The organism is Serratia sp. CY44782 (assembly GCF_052168715.1).
GTDB classification, from domain to species: Bacteria; Pseudomonadota; Gammaproteobacteria; order Enterobacterales; family Enterobacteriaceae; genus Serratia; species Serratia nevei.
Genome location: NZ_JBJNME010000002.1, coordinates 110,779 through 129,061, shown reverse-complemented (window position 1 = coordinate 129,061; position 18,283 = coordinate 110,779). Strand labels below are relative to the sequence as shown.

Here is an 18,283-nt window from a genome sequence, read left to right as displayed (position 1 = left end):
AGGCAAACCCATGGAGATGTTGTCAGGAGCCGAGATGGTCGTCCGATCGTTGATCGATCAGGGCGTTAAGCATGTATTCGGCTACCCCGGCGGGGCGGTGCTCGATATCTACGACGCCCTGCATACGGTAGGAGGGATCGATCATATTCTGGTGCGCCACGAGCAGGGGGCGGTGCACATGGCCGACGGCTACGCGCGCGCCACCGGTGAAGTTGGCGTGGTGCTGGTGACCTCCGGCCCCGGCGCCACCAACGCCATTACCGGCATCGCCACCGCCTACATGGACTCGATCCCGATGGTGGTGCTGTCGGGGCAGGTGCCCAGCTCGCTGATCGGCTACGACGCCTTCCAGGAGTGCGATATGGTGGGGATTTCGCGCCCGGTGGTGAAACACAGCTTCCTGGTGAAACGCACCGAAGACATCCCGGCAGTGTTGAAGAAGGCGTTCTACCTGGCTTCCAGCGGTCGCCCCGGTCCGGTGGTGATCGATTTGCCGAAAGATATCGTCGGCCCGGCGGTGCGGATGCCTTATGCCTACCCGCAGGACGTGAGTATGCGTTCTTATAACCCGACGGTGCAGGGCCACCGCGGACAGATAAAACGCGCGTTGCAAACCATTCTGGCGGCCAAAAAGCCGGTGATGTACGTCGGCGGCGGCGCGATCAACGCCGGCTGTGAAGCCGAACTGTTGGCGTTGGCGGAGCAACTGAACCTGCCTGTGACCAGCAGCCTGATGGGATTGGGGGCTTTCCCCGGCACCCATCGCCAGAGCGTCGGCATGCTCGGCATGCACGGCACCTATGAAGCCAACAAAACCATGCACCATGCCGATGTGATCTTCGCCGTCGGCGTGCGTTTCGACGATCGCACCACCAATAACCTCGCTAAATACTGCCCGGATGCCACCGTGCTGCACATCGATATCGATCCGACCTCGATTTCCAAAACGGTGGATGCCGATATACCGATCGTCGGCGATGCCAAACAGGTGCTGGTGCAGATGCTGGAGCTGCTGGCGCAGGACGAGAAAGCGCAGGATCACGATGCGCTGCGCGATTGGTGGCAGTCTATCGAGCAGTGGCGTGCCCGCGACTGCCTGGGTTACGACAAGCACAGCGGCACCATCAAACCGCAGGCGGTGATCGAAACCCTGCATCGCCTGACCAAAGGCGACGCCTATGTCACCTCGGACGTGGGCCAGCACCAGATGTTCGCCGCGCTCTATTATCCATTCGACAAACCGCGCCGTTGGATCAACTCCGGCGGCCTCGGCACCATGGGCTTCGGTTTGCCGGCGGCATTGGGCGTCAAGCTGGCGCTGCCGGAGGAAACCGTGGTGTGCGTGACCGGCGACGGCAGCATTCAGATGAATATTCAGGAGCTGTCCACCGCGCTGCAATATAACCTGCCGGTAGTGGTGGTGAACCTCAACAACCGCTATCTGGGCATGGTGAAGCAGTGGCAGGACATGATTTATTCCGGCCGCCACTCGCAGTCCTACATGGACTCTCTGCCGGACTTCGTCAAGCTGGCCGAAGCTTACGGCCATGTCGGCATCGCCATCCGCACGCCAGACGAGCTGGAAAGCAAGCTGTCGCAGGCGCTGGCGGAAAAAGAGCGGCTGGTGTTCGTCGATGTGACCGTCGATGAAACCGAACATGTTTACCCGATGCAGATCCGTGGCGGAAGCATGGACGAAATGTGGCTTAGCAAAACGGAGAGGACCTGATCATGCGCCGTATTTTATCTGTCTTACTGGAAAACGAATCCGGCGCCTTATCGCGCGTGGTTGGGCTGTTCTCCCAGCGCGGTTACAACATCGAGAGCCTGACGGTGGCGCCGACCGACGATCCGACGCTGTCGCGCATGACTATCCAGACCGTCGGCGACGAGAAAGTGCTGGAGCAGATTGAGAAACAGCTGCACAAGCTGGTGGACGTGCTGCGCGTCAGCGAGCTGGTGCAGGGCGCCCACGTTGAGCGCGAGATCATGCTGGTGAAACTGCAGGCCAGCGGCTACGGCCGTGAAGAGGTGAAGCGCTGCGCCGACATTTTCCGCGGCCAGATCGTCGATGTGACGGCGACGCTGTACACGGTACAGCTGGCCGGCACCAGCGACAAGCTCGACGCCTTCCTGAGCGCGGTGCGTGAAGTGGCGGAGATCGTGGAAGTGGCCCGTTCCGGCGTGGTTGGCGTGTCGCGCGGCGACAAAATCATGCGCTGAGCGCGGTCTGGCGGCGAATAATCGGGGGCGCGGCGTGGCTGCGCCCTTTGTTTTTCGGTATTTTTTGCCCGATTGCTGGCACCTTTCGGCAAAAGCGGTTGCTAGGCAGTGTTTTCTGCTGTTAGATCGCAGAGGCTGGATTGAATAACCGCACGGGATGTCATGGTTAATCCGAGCACAGCCTTCACTTCTATTTTCAGCGTCATTAAGGGGTTAATGTGAAACTGGATGAAATCGCGCGTCTCGCGGGCGTTTCGCGCACGACGGCCAGTTACGTCATCAACGGCAAGGCGAAGCAGTATCGTGTCAGCGATAAAACCGTCGAGAAAGTGATGGCCGTGGTCAGGGAGCATAACTATCACCCGAATGCCGTCGCGGCGGGGCTGCGCGCCGGGCGTACCCGTTCTATCGGTCTGGTGATCCCGGATCTGGAAAATACCAGCTATACCCGCATCGCCAACTACCTGGAACGCCAGGCGCGCCAGCGTGGTTACCAATTGCTGATCGCCTGTTCCGAAGATCAGCCGGACAACGAAATGCGCTGTATCGAGCACCTGCTGCAGCGCCAGGTGGACGCCATCATCGTCTCCACCGCCTTGCCGCCGGAGCATCCTTTCTATCAACGCTGGGCCAACGATCCGCTGCCGATCATCGCGCTGGACCGCGCGCTGGATCGCGAGCATTTCATCAGCGTCGTCGGGGCCGATCAGGAAGATGCCTTTGCGCTGGCGCAGGAGCTGCGCACCTTCCCGGCTGAATCGGTGCTGTACCTGGGCGCTTTGCCAGAGCTTTCGGTGAGCTTCCTGCGTGAGCAGGGTTTCCGCCAGGCCTGGCAAGAGGATCCTCGCCACGTCGATTACCTGTATGCCAACAGCTATGAACGTGAAGCCGCCGGCGCGCTGTTTGCCGAATGGCTGAAAACGCACCCGATGCCGCAGGCGCTGTTCACCACCTCGTTCTCGCTGTTGCAGGGTGTGATGGACGTGACGCTGAAGCAACGCGGCCGTTTGCCGACCGATCTGGCAATTGCCACCTTCGGCGACCATGAACTGTTGGATTTCCTCGAATGCCCGGTGCTTGCGGTGGCGCAGCGCCATCGCGACGTGGCCGAGCGCGTGCTGGAGCTGGTGTTGGCGAGCCTGGACGAACCGCGAAAACCCAAGCCGGGACTGACGCGTATTCGCCGCAATCTGTTCCGCCGCGGCAGCCTGAGCCGCAAATAGTTTGCTTCACGAGAGCCCGCCTTGTCGGGCTCCGGGTTTAGACGTAGCCCGCCACCCGGAACAGCCGCCGGCAATATTCCAGGAAATAGCCATACACCACGCCCATCGCCATGGAGACCAGCGCATTGCTGGTGACCGCCGCCAGCATTTGTTGGCCGTCGGCGCCCACGCTCCATAGAATGGCGGCATAAACCGGCGATTGGAAGCTGACGTAGGCCAGCAGGTCGGCGAGGTTGCGCAGCACGAACTGGCCGCGCGGGCAGCGGCGCGCCGTGCGGATAAACAGATCGCGATAGCGGCCGTAAGGCCAGGCGATCAGGATGTTGACCGGGATCGACAGCAGGCGCGAAGAGAGGGATTGCTGGAAGCTCATGCCGGAGATCAACACTTCTATCGCCATGCCGGCGATAAAGCAGTACACCACCAGTGCGAACGTATCGGCAGCGGCGCTACGCCAGTGAGCGGCGGGCGAAAGCATGTATCATCCCCCCTTGGTTATAATTCTGTTAAATTATTAATTGCTGGGTGTTAATTCTGGTTTTTTGCCTTTCGCATAGTGTACTAATCTACATTGTAATTTTTAACTAGATTTATATTTTTATTTTTGACATTTGTTCGGTTTTTGTCCCGCAGAACCGGGGGAGAGGAGAGTGGGGAGAGATTAAAATCGGTAATTTAAAATAAATTCATTAAAAACATATGGTTGCGATTTTTGGCGTCGAGTGGGGATTTTTTCCGGCAAAAATTGTGGAAATAAAGGTGTAAGAAAATGAAACCATAATTGTAAACAGGTATTTTGGGAATAATCTTACCAAATTGATTTAAATCGAAATTACTTCTGCTCGTAATATCCGAACCATTTATTTTTATCGCGGCCGCATCACGGCCGTGCAAATTGAAGTAAAATAGCGCCCGGTTTTACGGTGAATAACGATTGAGCGTTATTAACTCAAGGAGTTATGGCCTTATTCCGCGATCGGTTCGCCCAACGCCGAGCCTTGGCGGGCGCGGCTCGCCAGCGGTTACCGCACTGAGATTGCCGAACTGAAAAATGAGACATGGCTTGCAGAAGGAAGTAATGAGTTAATTAATCGCCAGTTCGTCAGGTTTTTAATCAGATTCTTTCCGCTTAGAAAATTCTCTCCGTTTATCATGGTGTTAATTTTTAATCGTCGAATAATCAGAGTTTCTTTCGCGAGTCAGCTCCCAAAATGACCAGAGAAATATTGCCAAAGCGCTGGCGCTCTGGCTTGACAAGGTTTTCATACCCTCCGTAAACTCCATTGTGTGGGAATTTGTGGGGTAAAGTGGTGAAAACGGTCACTAAGGGGTAGCTCAGGAATGTTCCGTGGAGCGACGATGGTCAACCTCGACAGCAAAGGGCGGCTCGCCGTACCTACCCGATATCGGGAATTGCTCAACGAGGAATCGCAAGGCCAAATGGTCTGTACCATTGACCTCCATCAGCCCTGCCTGCTGCTTTATCCTTTGCCCGAATGGGAAATTATTGAACAAAAATTATCACGTCTGTCGAGCATGAATCCCGCCGAGCGCCGCGTTCAGCGCCTGCTGCTGGGGCATGCCAGTGAGTGTCAGATGGATAGTGCCGGTCGTTTGCTGTTAGCCAGTACGCTGCGGCAACACGCCGGGCTCACGAAAGAAGTGATGCTGGTCGGTCAGTTCAACAAGTTTGAACTGTGGGATGAACAGACCTGGTATCAACAAGTCAAGGATGATATTGACGCTGAACAGTCGACTCAGGAACCGTTGTCTGAGCGGCTACAGGACTTGTCGCTATAAGCATGTTGGAAAACTATAAACACACCACCGTCCTGCTGGACGAAGCCGTCAACGGCCTCAACATCCGCAGCAACGGCATATATATCGACGGTACTTTTGGTCGCGGTGGCCATTCTCGTCTGATTCTGTCCCAACTGGGGCCGGAAGGGCGCTTGCTGGCGATTGACCGTGACCCTCAGGCGATTGCAGCCGCCAAATCTATTGAAGATCCTCGTTTTACCATCGTACACGGCCCATTCTCCGAGTTGTCGCACTACGTGCGGGAACGTGAATTGGTAGGCAAGATCGACGGCGTTCTGCTCGATTTGGGCGTTTCTTCGCCGCAGCTTGACGACGCAGAGCGCGGGTTCTCCTTTATGCGCGACGGGCCGCTGGACATGCGCATGGATCCTTCCACCGGCCTGTCCGCCGCAGAGTGGCTGATGAAGGCCGAAGCGGACGACATCGCCTGGGTGCTGAAAACCTTTGGCGAAGAGCGTTTCGCCAAGCGCATCGCGCGCGCCATCGTGGAAAGAAACCGCGTGGAGCCGATGACGCGCACCAAAGAGTTGGCGGATCTGATTGCCGAGGCCAGCCCGTTCCGTGAAAAGCACAAGCATCCGGCGACGCGCAGCTTCCAGGCGATTCGCATCTATATCAACAGCGAGCTGGAAGAGATCGAGCGTGCGCTCGACGGCGCGCTGGAAGTGCTGGCCCCACAGGGCCGTTTGTCGATCATCAGCTTCCACTCGCTGGAAGATCGCATCGTCAAACGCTTTATGCGTCACCATAGCCGCGGCGCCCAGGTGCCGGCGGGCATTCCGTTGACCGAGGAACAGCTGCGCAGCATGGGCGGCCGGACGCTGAAAGCGCTGGGCAAAATGATGCCATCGGAAGCGGAAGTGGCGGACAACCCGCGTGCGCGCAGCTCGGTGCTGCGTATTGCTGAGAGGATGCCCGCGTGATCGGCAACGAACGTCACGGTTTGGTCGGGGTCATTGGCGGCGACCTGCTGCGCAACGCCAAGATCCCCATGATTTTACTGATTGCGTCACTGGTCTCCGCGATTTTCGTGGTGACCACCGCGCACCGCACCCGCCTGCTGACCGCCGAGCGCGAGCAGCTGGTTCTGGAGCGAGATGCGCTGGATATCGAGTGGCGCAACCTGATTTTAGAAGAGAACGCCCTCGGCGATCACAGCCGGGTTGAACGTATCGCAACAGAAAAACTGCAGATGCAACACGTTGATCCATCGCAGGAAAATATCATCGTTAAACAATGAATGGTTTAACCGGAATAATGACACGGAGTAGAAAGGAAACGCATGAAAGCAGCGCGCCCCGGTAAGTTGAGACGCCAGGAAGATCAGGCCAGCTTTGTCAGCTGGCGTTTTGCGTTGCTGTGCGGCTGTATTTTGCTGGCGATGGTCGGTTTGATGCTGCGCGTCGCGTATTTGCAGGTCATCAACCCCGATCGTCTGGTGAAAGAAGGCGACATGCGTTCGCTGCGCGTACAGGAAGTGCCGACCGCGCGCGGCATGATCAGCGATCGCGCCGGCCGTCCGTTGGCGGTCAGCGTGCCGGTCAATGCGGTGTGGGCGGATCCGAAAGAGCTGAACGAGCGCGGCGGCATCACGCTGGACAGCCGTTGGAAAGCGCTTTCCGATGCGCTGAACATCCCGCTGGACCAACTCTCCAACCGCATCAACGCCAACCCGAAAGGGCGCTTCGTTTATCTGGCGCGCCAGGTGAACCCGGCGATCGGCGACTACATCCACAAGCTCAAGCTGCCGGGGATCTACCTGCGGCAGGAGTCGCGCCGTTACTATCCGGCGGGGCAGGTGACGTCGCACATCATCGGCGTGACCAACATCGACGGACAAGGCATCGAAGGCGTAGAGAAGAGCTTCGACCGCTGGCTGACCGGGCAACCGGGCGAGAGAACGGTGCGTAAGGACCGCTTCGGCCGGGTGATCGAAGATATCTCCTCCGTCGATAGCCAGGCCGCGCACAACCTGGTGCTGAGCGTCGATGAACGTCTGCAGGCGCTGGTGTATCGCGAGCTGAACAACGCGGTGGCGTTCAACAAGGCCGAGTCGGGCACCGCGGTGCTGATCGACGTGAACACCGGCGAAGTGCTGGCGATGGCCAACAGCCCGTCCTACAACCCGAACAACATGGCCGGTACGCCGAAAGAGACCATGCGTAACCGTGCTATCACCGATATTTTTGAACCCGGTTCAACCGTGAAGCCGATGGTGGTGATGACCGCGCTGCAAAACGGCGTGGTGAGAGAAAACAGCGTGCTGAACACCATCCCGTACCGCATTCAGGGCCATGAGATCAAAGACGTGGCGCGGTACTCGGAGCTGTCATTGACCGGGATCTTGCAGAAGTCGAGTAACGTCGGTGTTTCAAAGCTGGCGTTAGCGATGCCGTCCTCAGCGTTAGTAGATACTTACTCTCGTTTTGGGCTGGGAAAAGCGACCAATTTGGGGCTGGTCGGAGAAAGCAGTGGCATATACCCAAAAAAACAACGGTGGTCTGACATAGAGAGGGCCACCTTCTCTTTCGGCTACGGGCTGATGGTAACTCCGTTACAGTTGGCGCGAGTCTATGCAACGATCGGCAGCCTGGGCGTGTATCGCCCATTGTCGATCACCAAGGTTGACCCTCCGGTCGCCGGCGAACGCGTTTTCCCTGAACCTCTGGTGCGCACCGTGGTGCACATGATGGAAAGCGTGGCCTTGCCGGGCGGCGGCGGCGTGAAAGCCGCCATCAAGGGATACCGTATCGCCATCAAAACCGGTACCGCGAAAAAAGTGGGCCCGGACGGCAAATACGTCAACCGATACATCGCTTATACCGCCGGCGTCGCGCCGGCAAGTAACCCCCGTTTTGCCCTGGTGGTCGTCATCAACGACCCGCAGGGTGGGAAATACTATGGTGGCGCAATCTCCGCGCCGGTGTTCGGTGCCATCATGGGCGGCGTATTGCGCACCATGAACGTCGAGCCTGACGCGTTGCCTACCGGTGACAAAAGCGAATTAGTGATTAACAAGAAAGAGGGTTCAGGTGGCAGATCGTAATTTGCGCGACTTACTCGCCCCGTGGGTGCCGACAGCACCCGGGCGCGCGCTGCGGGAAATGACATTAGACAGCCGTGTGGCGGCTGCCGGGGATCTGTTTGTCGCCGTTGTCGGCCATCAAACGGATGGACGCCGCTATATTCCGCAGGCCATCGCGCAGGGCGTTGCCGCCGTGATCGCCGAAGCTGACGGTCAGGCCGAAGACGGCGCCATCGTTGAAATGCACGGCGTGCCGGTGATCTACCTGAGCCAACTGAACCAGCGCCTTTCCGCGCTGGCCGGGCGTTTTTACCACCAGCCGGGCGAGCGTCTGCGTCTGGTCGGCGTGACCGGCACCAACGGCAAAACCACCACCACCCAACTGCTGGCGCAGTGGAGCCAACTGCTGGGCGAAACCAGCGCGGTGATGGGCACCGTCGGCAACGGCCTGCTGGGCCAGGTGTGCCCGACCGAGAATACCACCGGTTCTGCGGTGGATGTTCAACACGTATTAAACGATTTGGCGGAACAGGGCGCGACCTTTGCCGCCATGGAAGTCTCTTCCCACGGTCTGGTGCAACACCGGGTGGCGGCGCTGCCGTTTGCCGCGGCGGTCTTCACCAACCTGAGCCGCGATCACCTGGATTACCACGGTGACATGGCCAATTACGAGGCGGCCAAATGGTCGCTGTTCGCTGCCCACAGCGTGGGGCAGGCAATCATCAACGCAGACGATGAAGTCGGTCTGCGCTGGCTGAGCAAGCTGCCGGATGCGGTGGCGGTGACGATGCAGGGCAACCTGCAGCCGGGCGGCCACGGCCGCTGGCTGAAAACCACGGCGGTCGATTATCACGACAACGGCGCCACCGTTCGTTTCAGCTCCAGCTGGGGCGATGGCGAGATCGAAAGCCGCCTGATGGGCGCATTCAACGTCAGCAACCTGCTGTTGGCCTTGGCGACGCTGCTGTCGCTGGGTTATCCGCTGGAGGCGCTGGTGGAAACCGGCAGCCGCCTGCAGCCGGTCTGCGGCCGCATGGAAGTGTTTAACGCGCCGGGCAAACCGACGGTAGTGGTGGATTACGCCCACACGCCGGATGCGCTGGAGAAAGCGTTGGAAGCCGCGCGCCTGCACTGCCAGGGGCAGCTGTGGTGCGTGTTCGGCTGCGGCGGCGATCGCGACAAGGGCAAGCGTCCGCTGATGGGCGGCATCGCCGAGCAGTTCGCCGATCGCGTGGTGATCACCGATGACAACCCGCGTACCGAAGAGCCGCGCGCGATTATCAACGACATCCTGACCGGATTGCTGGACGCCGGACAGGCGCTGGTGATCCACGGCCGCGCCGAAGCGGTGACCAGCGCCATCATGCAGGCGCAGGAACAGGATGTGGTGTTGGTGGCAGGCAAAGGCCACGAAGATTATCAGCTGGTGGGCAACCGCCGCCTGGATTACTCCGACCGCACGACGGTCGCCCGACTGCTGGGGGTGCTGGCATGATCCCTGTCTCTCTTCAGACACTGGCTGAGGTATTGAGCGCTGAACTGATCGGCGCCGATTGCCAAATTGTCGAGGTGACGACAGACACCCGCAAGGTGACCGCCGGTTGCCTGTTTGTGGCGCTGAAAGGTGAGCGTTTCGACGCTCACGACTTTGCGGCGGATGCCGTAGCCGCAGGTGCCGGGGCGCTGCTGGTCAGTAAGCGCTTATTGGTGGACGTGCCGCAGCTGGTGGTGCAAGACACCCGTCTGGCGCTGGGGCAGCTTGGCGCCTGGGTGCGTCAGCAGGTGCCGGCGCGCGTGGTGGCGCTGACCGGTTCCTCGGGCAAGACATCGGTGAAAGAAATGACCGCCGCCATTCTGCGCGAATGCGGCGAAGTGCTGTATACCGCCGGCAACTTCAATAACGACATCGGCGTGCCGCTGACGCTGTTACGTCTGGAGCCGCAGCATGATTTTGCCGTGATAGAGCTGGGCGCTAACCATATTGGCGAAATCGCTTACACCACCGCATTGACGCGTCCGCAGACCGCTTTGGTGAACAACCTGGCGGCGGCGCACCTGGAAGGCTTCGGCTCGCTGGCCGGCGTCGCCCAGGCGAAAGGTGAAATCTTTACCGGCCTGCCGGCCGACGGCGTGGCGATCATCAACGCCGATAACAACGACTGGCCGCACTGGCAGAGCATGCTGGGCGGCAAAACCGTCTGGCGCTTCTCGCCGCAGGCTGCCGAAGGCGTGGACTTCTTCGCGGATAACGTGCGGGTGAACGGCGCAGGCACGCAGTTCACGCTGCACAGCCCGTTCGGCACCGCCGAGATCGCGCTGCCGCTGCCGGGGCGCCACAACGTGGCCAACGCGCTGGCGGCGACGGCGCTGGCGATGTCGTTGGGCGCCACCCTCGAAGCGGTGCGTCAGGGGCTGAAACAGCTGCAGGCGGTGCCGGGGCGTCTGTTCCCGGTGGCGCTGGCCGAAGGCAAGCTGCTGCTGGACGACAGCTATAACGCCAACGTCGGGTCGATGACCGCGGCGGCGCAGGTGCTGGCAGAGATGCCGGGCTACCGCGTGATGGTGGTCGGCGATATGGCCGAGCTGGGCGCGGAAGCGGAAGAGTGCCACCGTCAGGTGGGCGAAGCCGCCCGTCTGGCCGGCGTCGACAAGGTGATCAGCGTCGGTGGTTTGAGCCGCGTGCTGAGCGAAGCGTCCGGCAACGGCGAACATTATCAAGACAAGACAGCAGTGATCGCGCGCGTGGCGGAATTACTGTCGGAACATGCGGTCATTACCGTGTTAATCAAAGGTTCACGTAGTGCCGCAATGGAGCAGGTAGTACGCGCGTTACAGGAGAAAGCACCATGTTAGTTTGGCTGGCCGAGCATTTGGTCAAGTATTACTCAGGCTTCAACGTCTTTTCTTATCTGACGTTCCGAGCCATTGTCAGCCTGCTGACCGCACTGTTCCTGTCGCTGTGGATGGGCCCGCGGGTGATCAAGCGCCTGCAAGAAATGTCCTTCGGCCAGGTGGTGCGTAACGACGGCCCCGAGTCGCACTTCAGCAAGCGCGGCACGCCGACCATGGGCGGCATCATGATCCTGACATCCATCACCATTTCGGTGCTGATGTGGGCTTACCCGTCCAACCCGTATGTCTGGTGCGTGCTGTTCGTGCTGGTGGGTTACGGCATCGTCGGCTTCGTCGACGACTACCGCAAGGTGGTTCGTAAGGATACCAAAGGGCTGATCGCCCGTTGGAAGTATTTCTGGCAGTCGGTGATTGCGCTGATTGTCGCATTCGCCATGTACGCCGTAGGAAAAGATACGCCAGCCACCGAGCTGGTTGTGCCGTTCTTTAAGGACGTGATGCCGCAGCTGGGCCTGCTGTACATCCTGCTGGCCTATTTCGTGATCGTCGGCACCAGCAACGCGGTCAACCTGACCGACGGCCTGGACGGCCTAGCTATCATGCCGACGGTATTCGTGGCGGCCGGCTTCGCGCTGGTGGCCTGGGCGACCGGTAACATGAACTTCGCCAACTACCTGCATATTCCGTATCTGCGTCATGCCGGTGAGTTGGTGATCGTGTGTACCGCCATCGTCGGCGCCGGCCTCGGGTTCCTGTGGTTCAACACTTACCCGGCCCAGGTGTTTATGGGCGACGTCGGTTCGTTGGCGCTGGGCGGCGCGCTGGGTACCATCGCGGTGCTGCTGCGTCAGGAGTTCTTGTTGGTGATCATGGGCGGCGTATTCGTGGTAGAGACGCTGTCGGTGATCCTGCAGGTGGGATCGTTCAAGCTGCGCGGGCAACGCATTTTCCGCATGGCGCCGATTCACCACCACTATGAATTGAAAGGCTGGCCGGAGCCGCGCGTTATCGTGCGCTTCTGGATCATTTCGCTGATGCTGGTGCTGATTGGCCTGGCAACGCTGAAGGTGCGTTAATCATGGCAGACTATCAGGGTAGAAAAGTCGTCATCATCGGGTTGGGCCTCACCGGCCTGTCCTGCGTCGATTTCTTCATGGCGCGCGGCGTGACGCCGCGCGTGATGGATACCCGTATCGCGCCGCCAGGGTTGGACAAACTGCCTGAAAGCGTGGAGCGCCATCTGGGCGATCTGAATCAGGACTGGCTGCTGGCGGCGGATCTGATCGTTGCCAGCCCGGGCGTCGCGCTGGCGACCCCGGCATTGAGCGCCGCGGCGGACGCCGGCGTGGAAATCGTCGGCGACGTCGAACTGTTCTGCCGTGAAGCGCAGGCGCCGATCGTGGCGATCACCGGCTCCAACGGCAAAAGCACCGTCACCACCCTGGTGGGCGAGATGGCGAAAGCTGCCGGTTGGGCGGTGGGCGTGGGCGGCAATATCGGCCTGCCGGCGCTGAGCCTGCTGCGTCAGGAATGCCAGCTTTACGTGCTGGAGCTGTCCAGCTTCCAGCTGGAAACGACGTATAGCCTGCGGGCGGCGGCGGCGACCATCCTGAACGTGACCGAAGATCATATGGATCGTTATCCGTTCGGCCTGCAGCAGTATCGCGGCGCCAAGCTGCGCGTGTATGAAAACGCCGCCGTGTGCGTGGTGAACGCAGACGATGCACTGACCATGCCGGTGCGCGGCGCCGACGAGCGCTGCGTCAGCTTCGGCGCCGACGTGGGCGACTATCACCTGAACCGTCAGCAGGGGGAAACCTGGCTGCGGGTGCGCGGTGAGAAAGTGCTGAATACGCGCGAGATGAAACTGACCGGCCGCCACAACTACACCAACGCCCTGGCGGCGTTGGCGTTGGCGGATGCGGTCAATATCCCGCGCGCGTCCAGCCTGAAGGCGCTGACCACCTTCACCGGCCTGGCGCACCGCTTCCAGCTGGCCTGGGAGAACAACGGCGTGCGTTGGATCAACGATTCCAAAGCCACCAACGTCGGCAGCACCGAAGCGGCGCTGAACGGCCTGCAGGTAGACGGCACGCTGCATCTACTGCTGGGCGGCGACGGCAAGTCCGCCGATTTCTCGCCGCTGGCGCGCTACCTGCAGGGCGACAACGTGCGTCTGTACTGCTTTGGCCGCGACGGCGCCCAGCTGGCACAGCTGCGGCCGGAAGTGGCGACGTTGACTGAGACCATGGAGCAGGCGATGCGCACCATCGCCGGCCGCGTACAGGCCGGCGACATGGTATTGCTGTCGCCGGCCTGTGCCAGCCTCGATCAGTTCCGTAATTTTGAAGTGCGCGGCGATGAGTTCGCCCGCCTGGCGCAGGAGCTTGGCGGATGAAACTACGCTTGCCGAACTTCGGGCTGACAGAACGACTGAAAGACTGGGTGACCGGCGCGCGCGACAACGACGCGGTCAACATGGTGCTGTACGATCGCACCCTGCTGTGGCTGACCTTCGGGCTGGCGATTATCGGCTTCGTGATGGTGACCTCGGCGTCGATGCCGATCGGCCAACGCCTGGCGGACGATCCGTTCCTGTTCGCCAAACGCGACGCGCTGTACCTCGGCCTGGCGTTCGGCCTGTCGCTGGTGACGCTGCGCGTCCCGATGGAGATTTGGCAGCGCTACAGCAACGTGATGTTGCTGATGTCGATCGTGATGCTGCTGATCGTGCTGGTGGTGGGGAGTTCGGTGAACGGGGCCTCGCGCTGGATCGCGCTCGGCCCGCTGCGTATTCAGCCGGCGGAGCTGTCCAAGCTGTCGCTGTTCTGCTACCTGGCGAGCTATCTGGTGCGCAAGGTGGAAGAGGTACGTAGCAACTTCTGGGGCTTCTGCAAGCCGATGGGCGTGATGGTGGTGCTGGCGGTGCTGCTGCTGGCGCAGCCGGACCTCGGTACCGTGGTGGTGCTGTTCATCACCACGCTGGCGATGCTGTTCCTGGCCGGCGCGAAAATGTGGCAGTTCCTGGCGATCATCGGCTCCGGCGTGTTCGCCGTGGTGCTGCTGATCATCGCGGAACCGTACCGTATGCGCCGCGTGACTTCGTTCTGGAACCCGTGGGCCGATCCGTTCGGCAGCGGCTACCAGCTGACCCAGTCGCTGATGGCGTTCGGCCGCGGCGAGTTCTGGGGGCAGGGGCTCGGCAACTCGGTGCAGAAACTGGAGTATTTGCCGGAGGCGCACACCGACTTCATCTTCTCCATTTTGGGTGAAGAACTGGGCTATATCGGTGTGGTTTTAGCCCTGTTAATGGTATTCTTCGTCGCTTTTCGCGCGATGTCCATCGGGCGCCGCGCGCTGGAGATCGACCAACGCTTCTCCGGCTTCCTGGCCTGCGCGATCGGCGTATGGTTCAGCTTCCAGGCGCTGGTTAACGTCGGCGCCGCCGCGGGCATGCTGCCGACCAAAGGTCTGACGCTGCCGCTGATCAGTTACGGCGGTTCGAGCTTGCTGATTATGTCGACGGCCATCGTGTTGTTGCTGCGAATTGATTATGAAACGCGCCTGACCAAGGCTCAGGCGTTTGTGAAGAGGTAAGGGATGAGCGGGAAACCTAAGCGTTTAATGGTGATGGCAGGCGGTACCGGCGGGCACGTGTTCCCGGGGCTGGCGGTCGCGCATCATCTGATGGCGCAGGGCTGGCAGGTGCGCTGGCTCGGAACCGCAGACCGAATGGAAGCCGATCTGGTGCCGAAGCACGGGATCGAGATTGATTTTATCCGCATCTCCGGCCTGCGCGGCAAAGGCCTGAAGGCCCAGCTGACTGCGCCGCTGCGGATCTGGCAGGCGGTGCGCCAGGCGAAAGCCATCATGCGCAGCTATCAGCCGGACGTGGTGCTGGGGATGGGCGGTTACGTGTCCGGCCCCGGCGGCCTGGCGGCCTGGCAGTGCGGCATCCCGGTGGTGCTGCACGAGCAGAACGGCATTGCCGGCTTGACCAACCGCTGGCTGGCGCGCATCGCCGCCAAAGTGATGCAGGCCTTCCCCGGCGCATTCCCGAACGCCGAGGTGGTGGGCAACCCGGTACGTACCGACGTGTTGGCGCTGCCGTTGCCGGCGGAGCGGTTGCAGGGGCGCGAAGGCCCGATCCGCGTGCTGGTGATTGGCGGAAGTCAGGGCGCGCGCGTGCTGAATCAGACAGTTCCTGAAGTCGCGGCGCGTTTGGGCGATAGAATTACGCTCTGGCATCAGGTTGGCAAGGGCGCGCTGGAAACGGTGCTACGCGACTACGAAAAGGTAGGGCAGACGCAGCACAAGGTGACCGAGTTCATCGACGACATGGCCGCTGCCTACGCCTGGGCCGACGTGGTGGTCTGCCGCTCCGGCGCGTTGACCGTCAGCGAAATCGCGGCAGCGGGGCTGCCGGCGATCTTCGTGCCGTTCATGCACAAGGACCGTCAGCAGTACTGGAACGCGCGTCCGCTGGAAGAAGCCGGCGCGGCGAAGATTATCGAACAGCCGCAGTTCAACGCCGATGTGGTGGCTGAACTGCTGGCGAGCTGGGATCGCAAGACGCTGCTGGCCATGGCCGAGAAAGCGCGCGCGGTCGCCATTCCGGACGCCACCGAGCGCGTGGCGGCGGAGCTGGTGCGGCTCGCCAAGTAACGAGTGCAGGGGTTCGGTGCGCCGAACCTGAATAAAAGCAATGTGATGTAGGGCCGGGGTACCGGATCCGGATTAGAGAGAGTGATGAATACACAACAACTGGCGAAACTACGTACTATCGTGCCCGAGATGCGTCGCGTCCGGCACATTCACTTTGTCGGCATCGGTGGTGCCGGCATGGGGGGTATCGCCGAAGTGTTGGCAAACGAAGGGTATCAGATCAGCGGCTCCGACCTGGCGCCGAATCCGGTCACCCAACAGTTGAGCGCGCTCGGGGCGACGATTTACTTCAATCACCGTCCGGAAAACGTGCTGGATGCGAGCGTGGTGGTGGTGTCTACCGCCATCTCCGCCGACAACCCGGAGATCGTCGCCGCTCGTGAAGCGCGCATCCCGGTGATCCGCCGCGCAGAGATGCTGGCGGAGCTGATGCGTTTTCGCCACGGCATCGCTATCGCCGGCACGCACGGCAAAACCACCACCACGGCGATGGTTTCGAGCATTTACGCCGAAGCCCGCCTGGACCCGACCTTCGTCAACGGCGGGCTGGTGAAGGCGGCGGGCACCCACGCGCGACTGGGGTCCAGCCGTTATCTGATCGCGGAAGCGGATGAGAGCGATGCGTCGTTCCTGCATCTGCAGCCGATGGTGGCCGTGGTCACCAACATCGAAGCCGACCACATGGACACGTACCAGGGTGACTTCGAGAACCTGAAGCAGACGTTTATCAATTTCTTGCACAACCTGCCGTTCTACGGCCGTGCGGTGATGTGCATCGACGATCCGGTCGTGCGCGAGCTGTTGCCGCGCGTGGGTCGCCACATCACCACCTATGGCTTCAGTGAAGATGCCGATGTGCGCATCGAAGACTACCGGCAGATTGGGCCGCAGGGGCACTTTACCCTGAGCCGTCAGGACAAACCGTTGCTGACGGTGACGCTGAACGCGCCGGGCCGCCACAATGCGTTGAACGCGGCGGCGGCGGTGGCGGTGGCAACCGAAGAAGGCATCGACGACGAAGATATCCTGCGCGCGCTGGCGGGCTTCCAGGGCACCGGGCGTCGCTTCGATTTCCTCGGCGAGTTCCCGCTGGAGCCGGTCAACGGCAAAGCGGGCAGCGCGATGCTGGTGGACGACTACGGCCACCATCCGACCGAGGTGGACGCCACGCTGAAAGCGGCGCGCGCCGGCTGGCCAGACAAGCGTTTGGTGATGATCTTCCAGCCGCACCGTTATACGCGCACCCGCGATCTGTACGACGATTTCGCCAACGTGCTGTCGCAGGTGGATGTGCTGCTGATGCTCGACGTGTACGCCGCTGGCGAAGCGCCGATCCCGGGCGCGGACAGCCGTTCGCTGTGCCGCACCATCCGCAGCCGCGGCAAGCTGGATCCGATCCTGGTTTCCGATGCCGATACCGTGCCGGAAACCCTGGCGCAGCTGCTGCAGGATGAAGACTTGGTGCTGGTGCAAGGCGCCGGCAACGTGGGCAAAATCGCCCGTAAACTGGCCGAGCTGAAGCTGCAGCCGCCGAAGAAAGAGGAGGAGCACCATGGCTGATAAAGTTGCAGTTCTGCTGGGCGGCACCTCCGCTGAACGTGAAGTCTCCCTGCAATCCGGCGCCGCGGTGCTGGCCGGGTTGCGCGAAGCCGGTATCGATGCGCACGGCGTCGATACCCGCGATTTCCCGGTGACCCAGCTGAAAGAACAGGGGTTCACCAAAGTGTTTATCGCGCTGCATGGCCGCGGCGGCGAGGACGGCACCTTGCAGGGGCTGCTGGAGTTCCTCGAACTGCCTTATACCGGCAGCGGCGTGATGGCCTCGGCGCTGACCATGGACAAATGGCGCACCAAGATGGTGTGGCAGTCGATGGGCTTGCCGGTGGCGCCTTACGTGGCGCTGAATCGCCAGCTGTACCTCGGCGACGAAAAAGCGGCGTTGCTGGCGCGCGTGGCGGATCTCGGCCTGCCGCTGATCGTCAAGCCGAGCCGTGAAGGCTCCAGCGTCGGCATGAGCAAGGTCACCGAAAGCGCCGCGCTGGAAGCCGCGTTGGAAGAGGCCTTCCGCCATGACGACGACGTATTGGTGGAGAAGTGGCTGAGCGGCCCGGAATATACCGTGGCGATGCTGGGCGACCAGGTTCTGCCGTCGATCCGCATCCAGCCGGCCGGCGTGTTTTACGACTACCAGGCCAAGTACATTTCGGACGACACGCAGTACTTCTGCCCGAGCGGTTTGAGCGCCGAGCAGGAAGCCGAGATGGCGGCGTTGGCGCTGCGCGCCTATCGCGGCCTGGACTGCAGCGGCTGGGGCCGCGTCGACGTGATGCAAGACAGCGATGGCAGCTTCTATCTGCTTGAGGTGAACACCTCTCCGGGCATGACCAGTCATAGCCTGGTGCCGATGGCGGCGCGCCAGTTTGGATTAAGCTTCTCGCAGTTGGTGGCGAGAATTTTGGAGTTGGCCGACTGA

Annotated in this window: 16 protein-coding genes; 15 read left to right on the top strand and 1 reads right to left on the bottom strand. The window is 61.0% G+C overall.

The genetic code is table 11. The features are described 5' to 3' along the window. Positions 1-10: 10 nt before the first annotated feature. The 3 genes from ilvI to cra all read left to right on the top strand — a co-directional run bounded on the left by ilvI (position 11) and on the right by cra (position 3,446). A complete protein-coding gene (gene ilvI, locus ACJ8HT_RS04120) occupies positions 11-1,729 on the top strand; it encodes an acetolactate synthase 3 large subunit (protein WP_194572781.1) in 1,719 nt (572 codons plus the stop codon). Positions 1,730-1,731: 2 nt separating this feature from the next. Beyond that, positions 1,732-2,223 (top strand): acetolactate synthase small subunit, encoded by a 492-nt coding sequence (gene ilvN / locus ACJ8HT_RS04115; protein WP_004932806.1) that lies wholly within the window; start codon positions 1,732-1,734, stop codon positions 2,221-2,223. A gap of 218 nt (positions 2,224-2,441) precedes the next feature. Further along, entirely contained in the window at positions 2,442-3,446 is a 1,005-nt protein-coding gene (cra, locus tag ACJ8HT_RS04110; RefSeq protein WP_004932801.1) for a catabolite repressor/activator, read from the top strand. A gap of 37 nt (positions 3,447-3,483) precedes the next feature. Here cra and ACJ8HT_RS04105 read toward each other — a convergent pair whose 3' ends face one another. Beyond that, entirely contained in the window at positions 3,484-3,924 is a 441-nt protein-coding gene (locus ACJ8HT_RS04105; protein WP_043148147.1) for an L-alanine exporter AlaE, read from the bottom strand. 863 nt (positions 3,925-4,787) lie between these two features. On the opposite strand from ACJ8HT_RS04105, the gene mraZ reads away from it, so the two are divergent. The 12 genes from mraZ to ACJ8HT_RS04045 all read left to right on the top strand — a co-directional run bounded on the left by mraZ (position 4,788) and on the right by ACJ8HT_RS04045 (position 18,283). Next, complete coding sequence (gene mraZ / locus ACJ8HT_RS04100; RefSeq protein ID WP_004932796.1) at positions 4,788-5,246, top strand: division/cell wall cluster transcriptional repressor MraZ; 459 nt, start codon at positions 4,788-4,790, stop codon at positions 5,244-5,246. Between the two features lie 2 nt (positions 5,247-5,248). After that, the gene (gene rsmH, locus ACJ8HT_RS04095) at positions 5,249-6,190 is read left to right on the top strand and encodes a 16S rRNA (cytosine(1402)-N(4))-methyltransferase RsmH (RefSeq protein WP_194572782.1); all 942 of its coding nucleotides are present in this window, start codon (positions 5,249-5,251) and stop codon (positions 6,188-6,190) included. Further along, positions 6,187-6,507 carry a cell division protein FtsL gene (ftsL, locus tag ACJ8HT_RS04090; protein ID WP_033651674.1) on the top strand — a complete coding sequence of 107 codons (321 nt, stop codon included), beginning with the start codon at positions 6,187-6,189 and terminating at the stop codon, positions 6,505-6,507. The genes rsmH and ftsL overlap by 4 nt, the downstream gene beginning before the upstream one ends. Before the next feature lie 42 nt (positions 6,508-6,549). Beyond that, positions 6,550-8,313 (top strand): peptidoglycan glycosyltransferase FtsI, encoded by a 1,764-nt coding sequence (locus tag ACJ8HT_RS04085; protein ID WP_004932790.1) that lies wholly within the window; start codon positions 6,550-6,552, stop codon positions 8,311-8,313. Further along, a complete protein-coding gene (gene murE, locus ACJ8HT_RS04080; RefSeq protein WP_060440775.1) occupies positions 8,300-9,787 on the top strand; it encodes a UDP-N-acetylmuramoyl-L-alanyl-D-glutamate--2,6-diaminopimelate ligase in 1,488 nt (495 codons plus the stop codon). The genes ACJ8HT_RS04085 and murE overlap by 14 nt, the downstream gene beginning before the upstream one ends. Next, positions 9,784-11,145 (top strand): UDP-N-acetylmuramoyl-tripeptide--D-alanyl-D-alanine ligase, encoded by a 1,362-nt coding sequence (gene murF / locus ACJ8HT_RS04075; protein WP_194572784.1) that lies wholly within the window; start codon positions 9,784-9,786, stop codon positions 11,143-11,145. Before murE ends, murF begins: the two co-directional genes overlap by 4 nt. Beyond that, positions 11,139-12,221, top strand: coding sequence for a phospho-N-acetylmuramoyl-pentapeptide-transferase (gene mraY, locus ACJ8HT_RS04070; RefSeq protein WP_004932782.1), 1,083 nt, complete (start codon positions 11,139-11,141; stop codon positions 12,219-12,221). The genes murF and mraY overlap by 7 nt, the downstream gene beginning before the upstream one ends. Positions 12,222-12,223: 2 nt before the next feature. Next, a complete protein-coding gene (murD, locus tag ACJ8HT_RS04065; RefSeq protein WP_100396049.1) occupies positions 12,224-13,543 on the top strand; it encodes a UDP-N-acetylmuramoyl-L-alanine--D-glutamate ligase in 1,320 nt (439 codons plus the stop codon). Then, entirely contained in the window at positions 13,540-14,742 is a 1,203-nt protein-coding gene (ftsW, locus tag ACJ8HT_RS04060; RefSeq protein ID WP_038873480.1) for a cell division protein FtsW, read from the top strand. The genes murD and ftsW overlap by 4 nt, the downstream gene beginning before the upstream one ends. A gap of 3 nt (positions 14,743-14,745) precedes the next feature. Beyond that, positions 14,746-15,810 (top strand): undecaprenyldiphospho-muramoylpentapeptide beta-N-acetylglucosaminyltransferase, encoded by a 1,065-nt coding sequence (murG, locus tag ACJ8HT_RS04055; RefSeq protein WP_197652733.1) that lies wholly within the window; start codon positions 14,746-14,748, stop codon positions 15,808-15,810. An 84-nt stretch (positions 15,811-15,894) separates the two neighbouring features. After that, positions 15,895-17,370 carry a UDP-N-acetylmuramate--L-alanine ligase gene (gene murC / locus ACJ8HT_RS04050; protein ID WP_025301571.1) on the top strand — a complete coding sequence of 492 codons (1,476 nt, stop codon included), beginning with the start codon at positions 15,895-15,897 and terminating at the stop codon, positions 17,368-17,370. Beyond that, positions 17,363-18,283 carry a D-alanine--D-alanine ligase gene (locus tag ACJ8HT_RS04045; RefSeq protein ID WP_197652732.1) on the top strand — a complete coding sequence of 307 codons (921 nt, stop codon included), beginning with the start codon at positions 17,363-17,365 and terminating at the stop codon, positions 18,281-18,283. The genes murC and ACJ8HT_RS04045 overlap by 8 nt, the downstream gene beginning before the upstream one ends.

Coding starts and splice junctions, on each gene's coding strand:
- ilvI (WP_194572781.1), top strand. CDS start 11: ATGGAGATGTTGTCAGGAGCCGAGATGGTCGTCCGATCGTTGATCGAT.
- ilvN (WP_004932806.1), top strand. CDS start 1,732: ATGCGCCGTATTTTATCTGTCTTACTGGAAAACGAATCCGGCGCCTTA.
- ACJ8HT_RS04105 (WP_043148147.1), bottom strand. CDS start 3,924: ATGCTTTCGCCCGCCGCTCACTGGCGTAGCGCCGCTGCCGATACGTTC.
- mraZ (WP_004932796.1), top strand. CDS start 4,788: ATGTTCCGTGGAGCGACGATGGTCAACCTCGACAGCAAAGGGCGGCTC.
- rsmH (WP_194572782.1), top strand. CDS start 5,249: ATGTTGGAAAACTATAAACACACCACCGTCCTGCTGGACGAAGCCGTC.
- ACJ8HT_RS04085 (WP_004932790.1), top strand. CDS start 6,550: ATGAAAGCAGCGCGCCCCGGTAAGTTGAGACGCCAGGAAGATCAGGCC.
- murF (WP_194572784.1), top strand. CDS start 9,784: ATGATCCCTGTCTCTCTTCAGACACTGGCTGAGGTATTGAGCGCTGAA.
- mraY (WP_004932782.1), top strand. CDS start 11,139: ATGTTAGTTTGGCTGGCCGAGCATTTGGTCAAGTATTACTCAGGCTTC.
- murD (WP_100396049.1), top strand. CDS start 12,224: ATGGCAGACTATCAGGGTAGAAAAGTCGTCATCATCGGGTTGGGCCTC.
- ftsW (WP_038873480.1), top strand. CDS start 13,540: ATGAAACTACGCTTGCCGAACTTCGGGCTGACAGAACGACTGAAAGAC.
- murG (WP_197652733.1), top strand. CDS start 14,746: ATGAGCGGGAAACCTAAGCGTTTAATGGTGATGGCAGGCGGTACCGGC.
- murC (WP_025301571.1), top strand. CDS start 15,895: ATGAATACACAACAACTGGCGAAACTACGTACTATCGTGCCCGAGATG.
- ACJ8HT_RS04045 (WP_197652732.1), top strand. CDS start 17,363: ATGGCTGATAAAGTTGCAGTTCTGCTGGGCGGCACCTCCGCTGAACGT.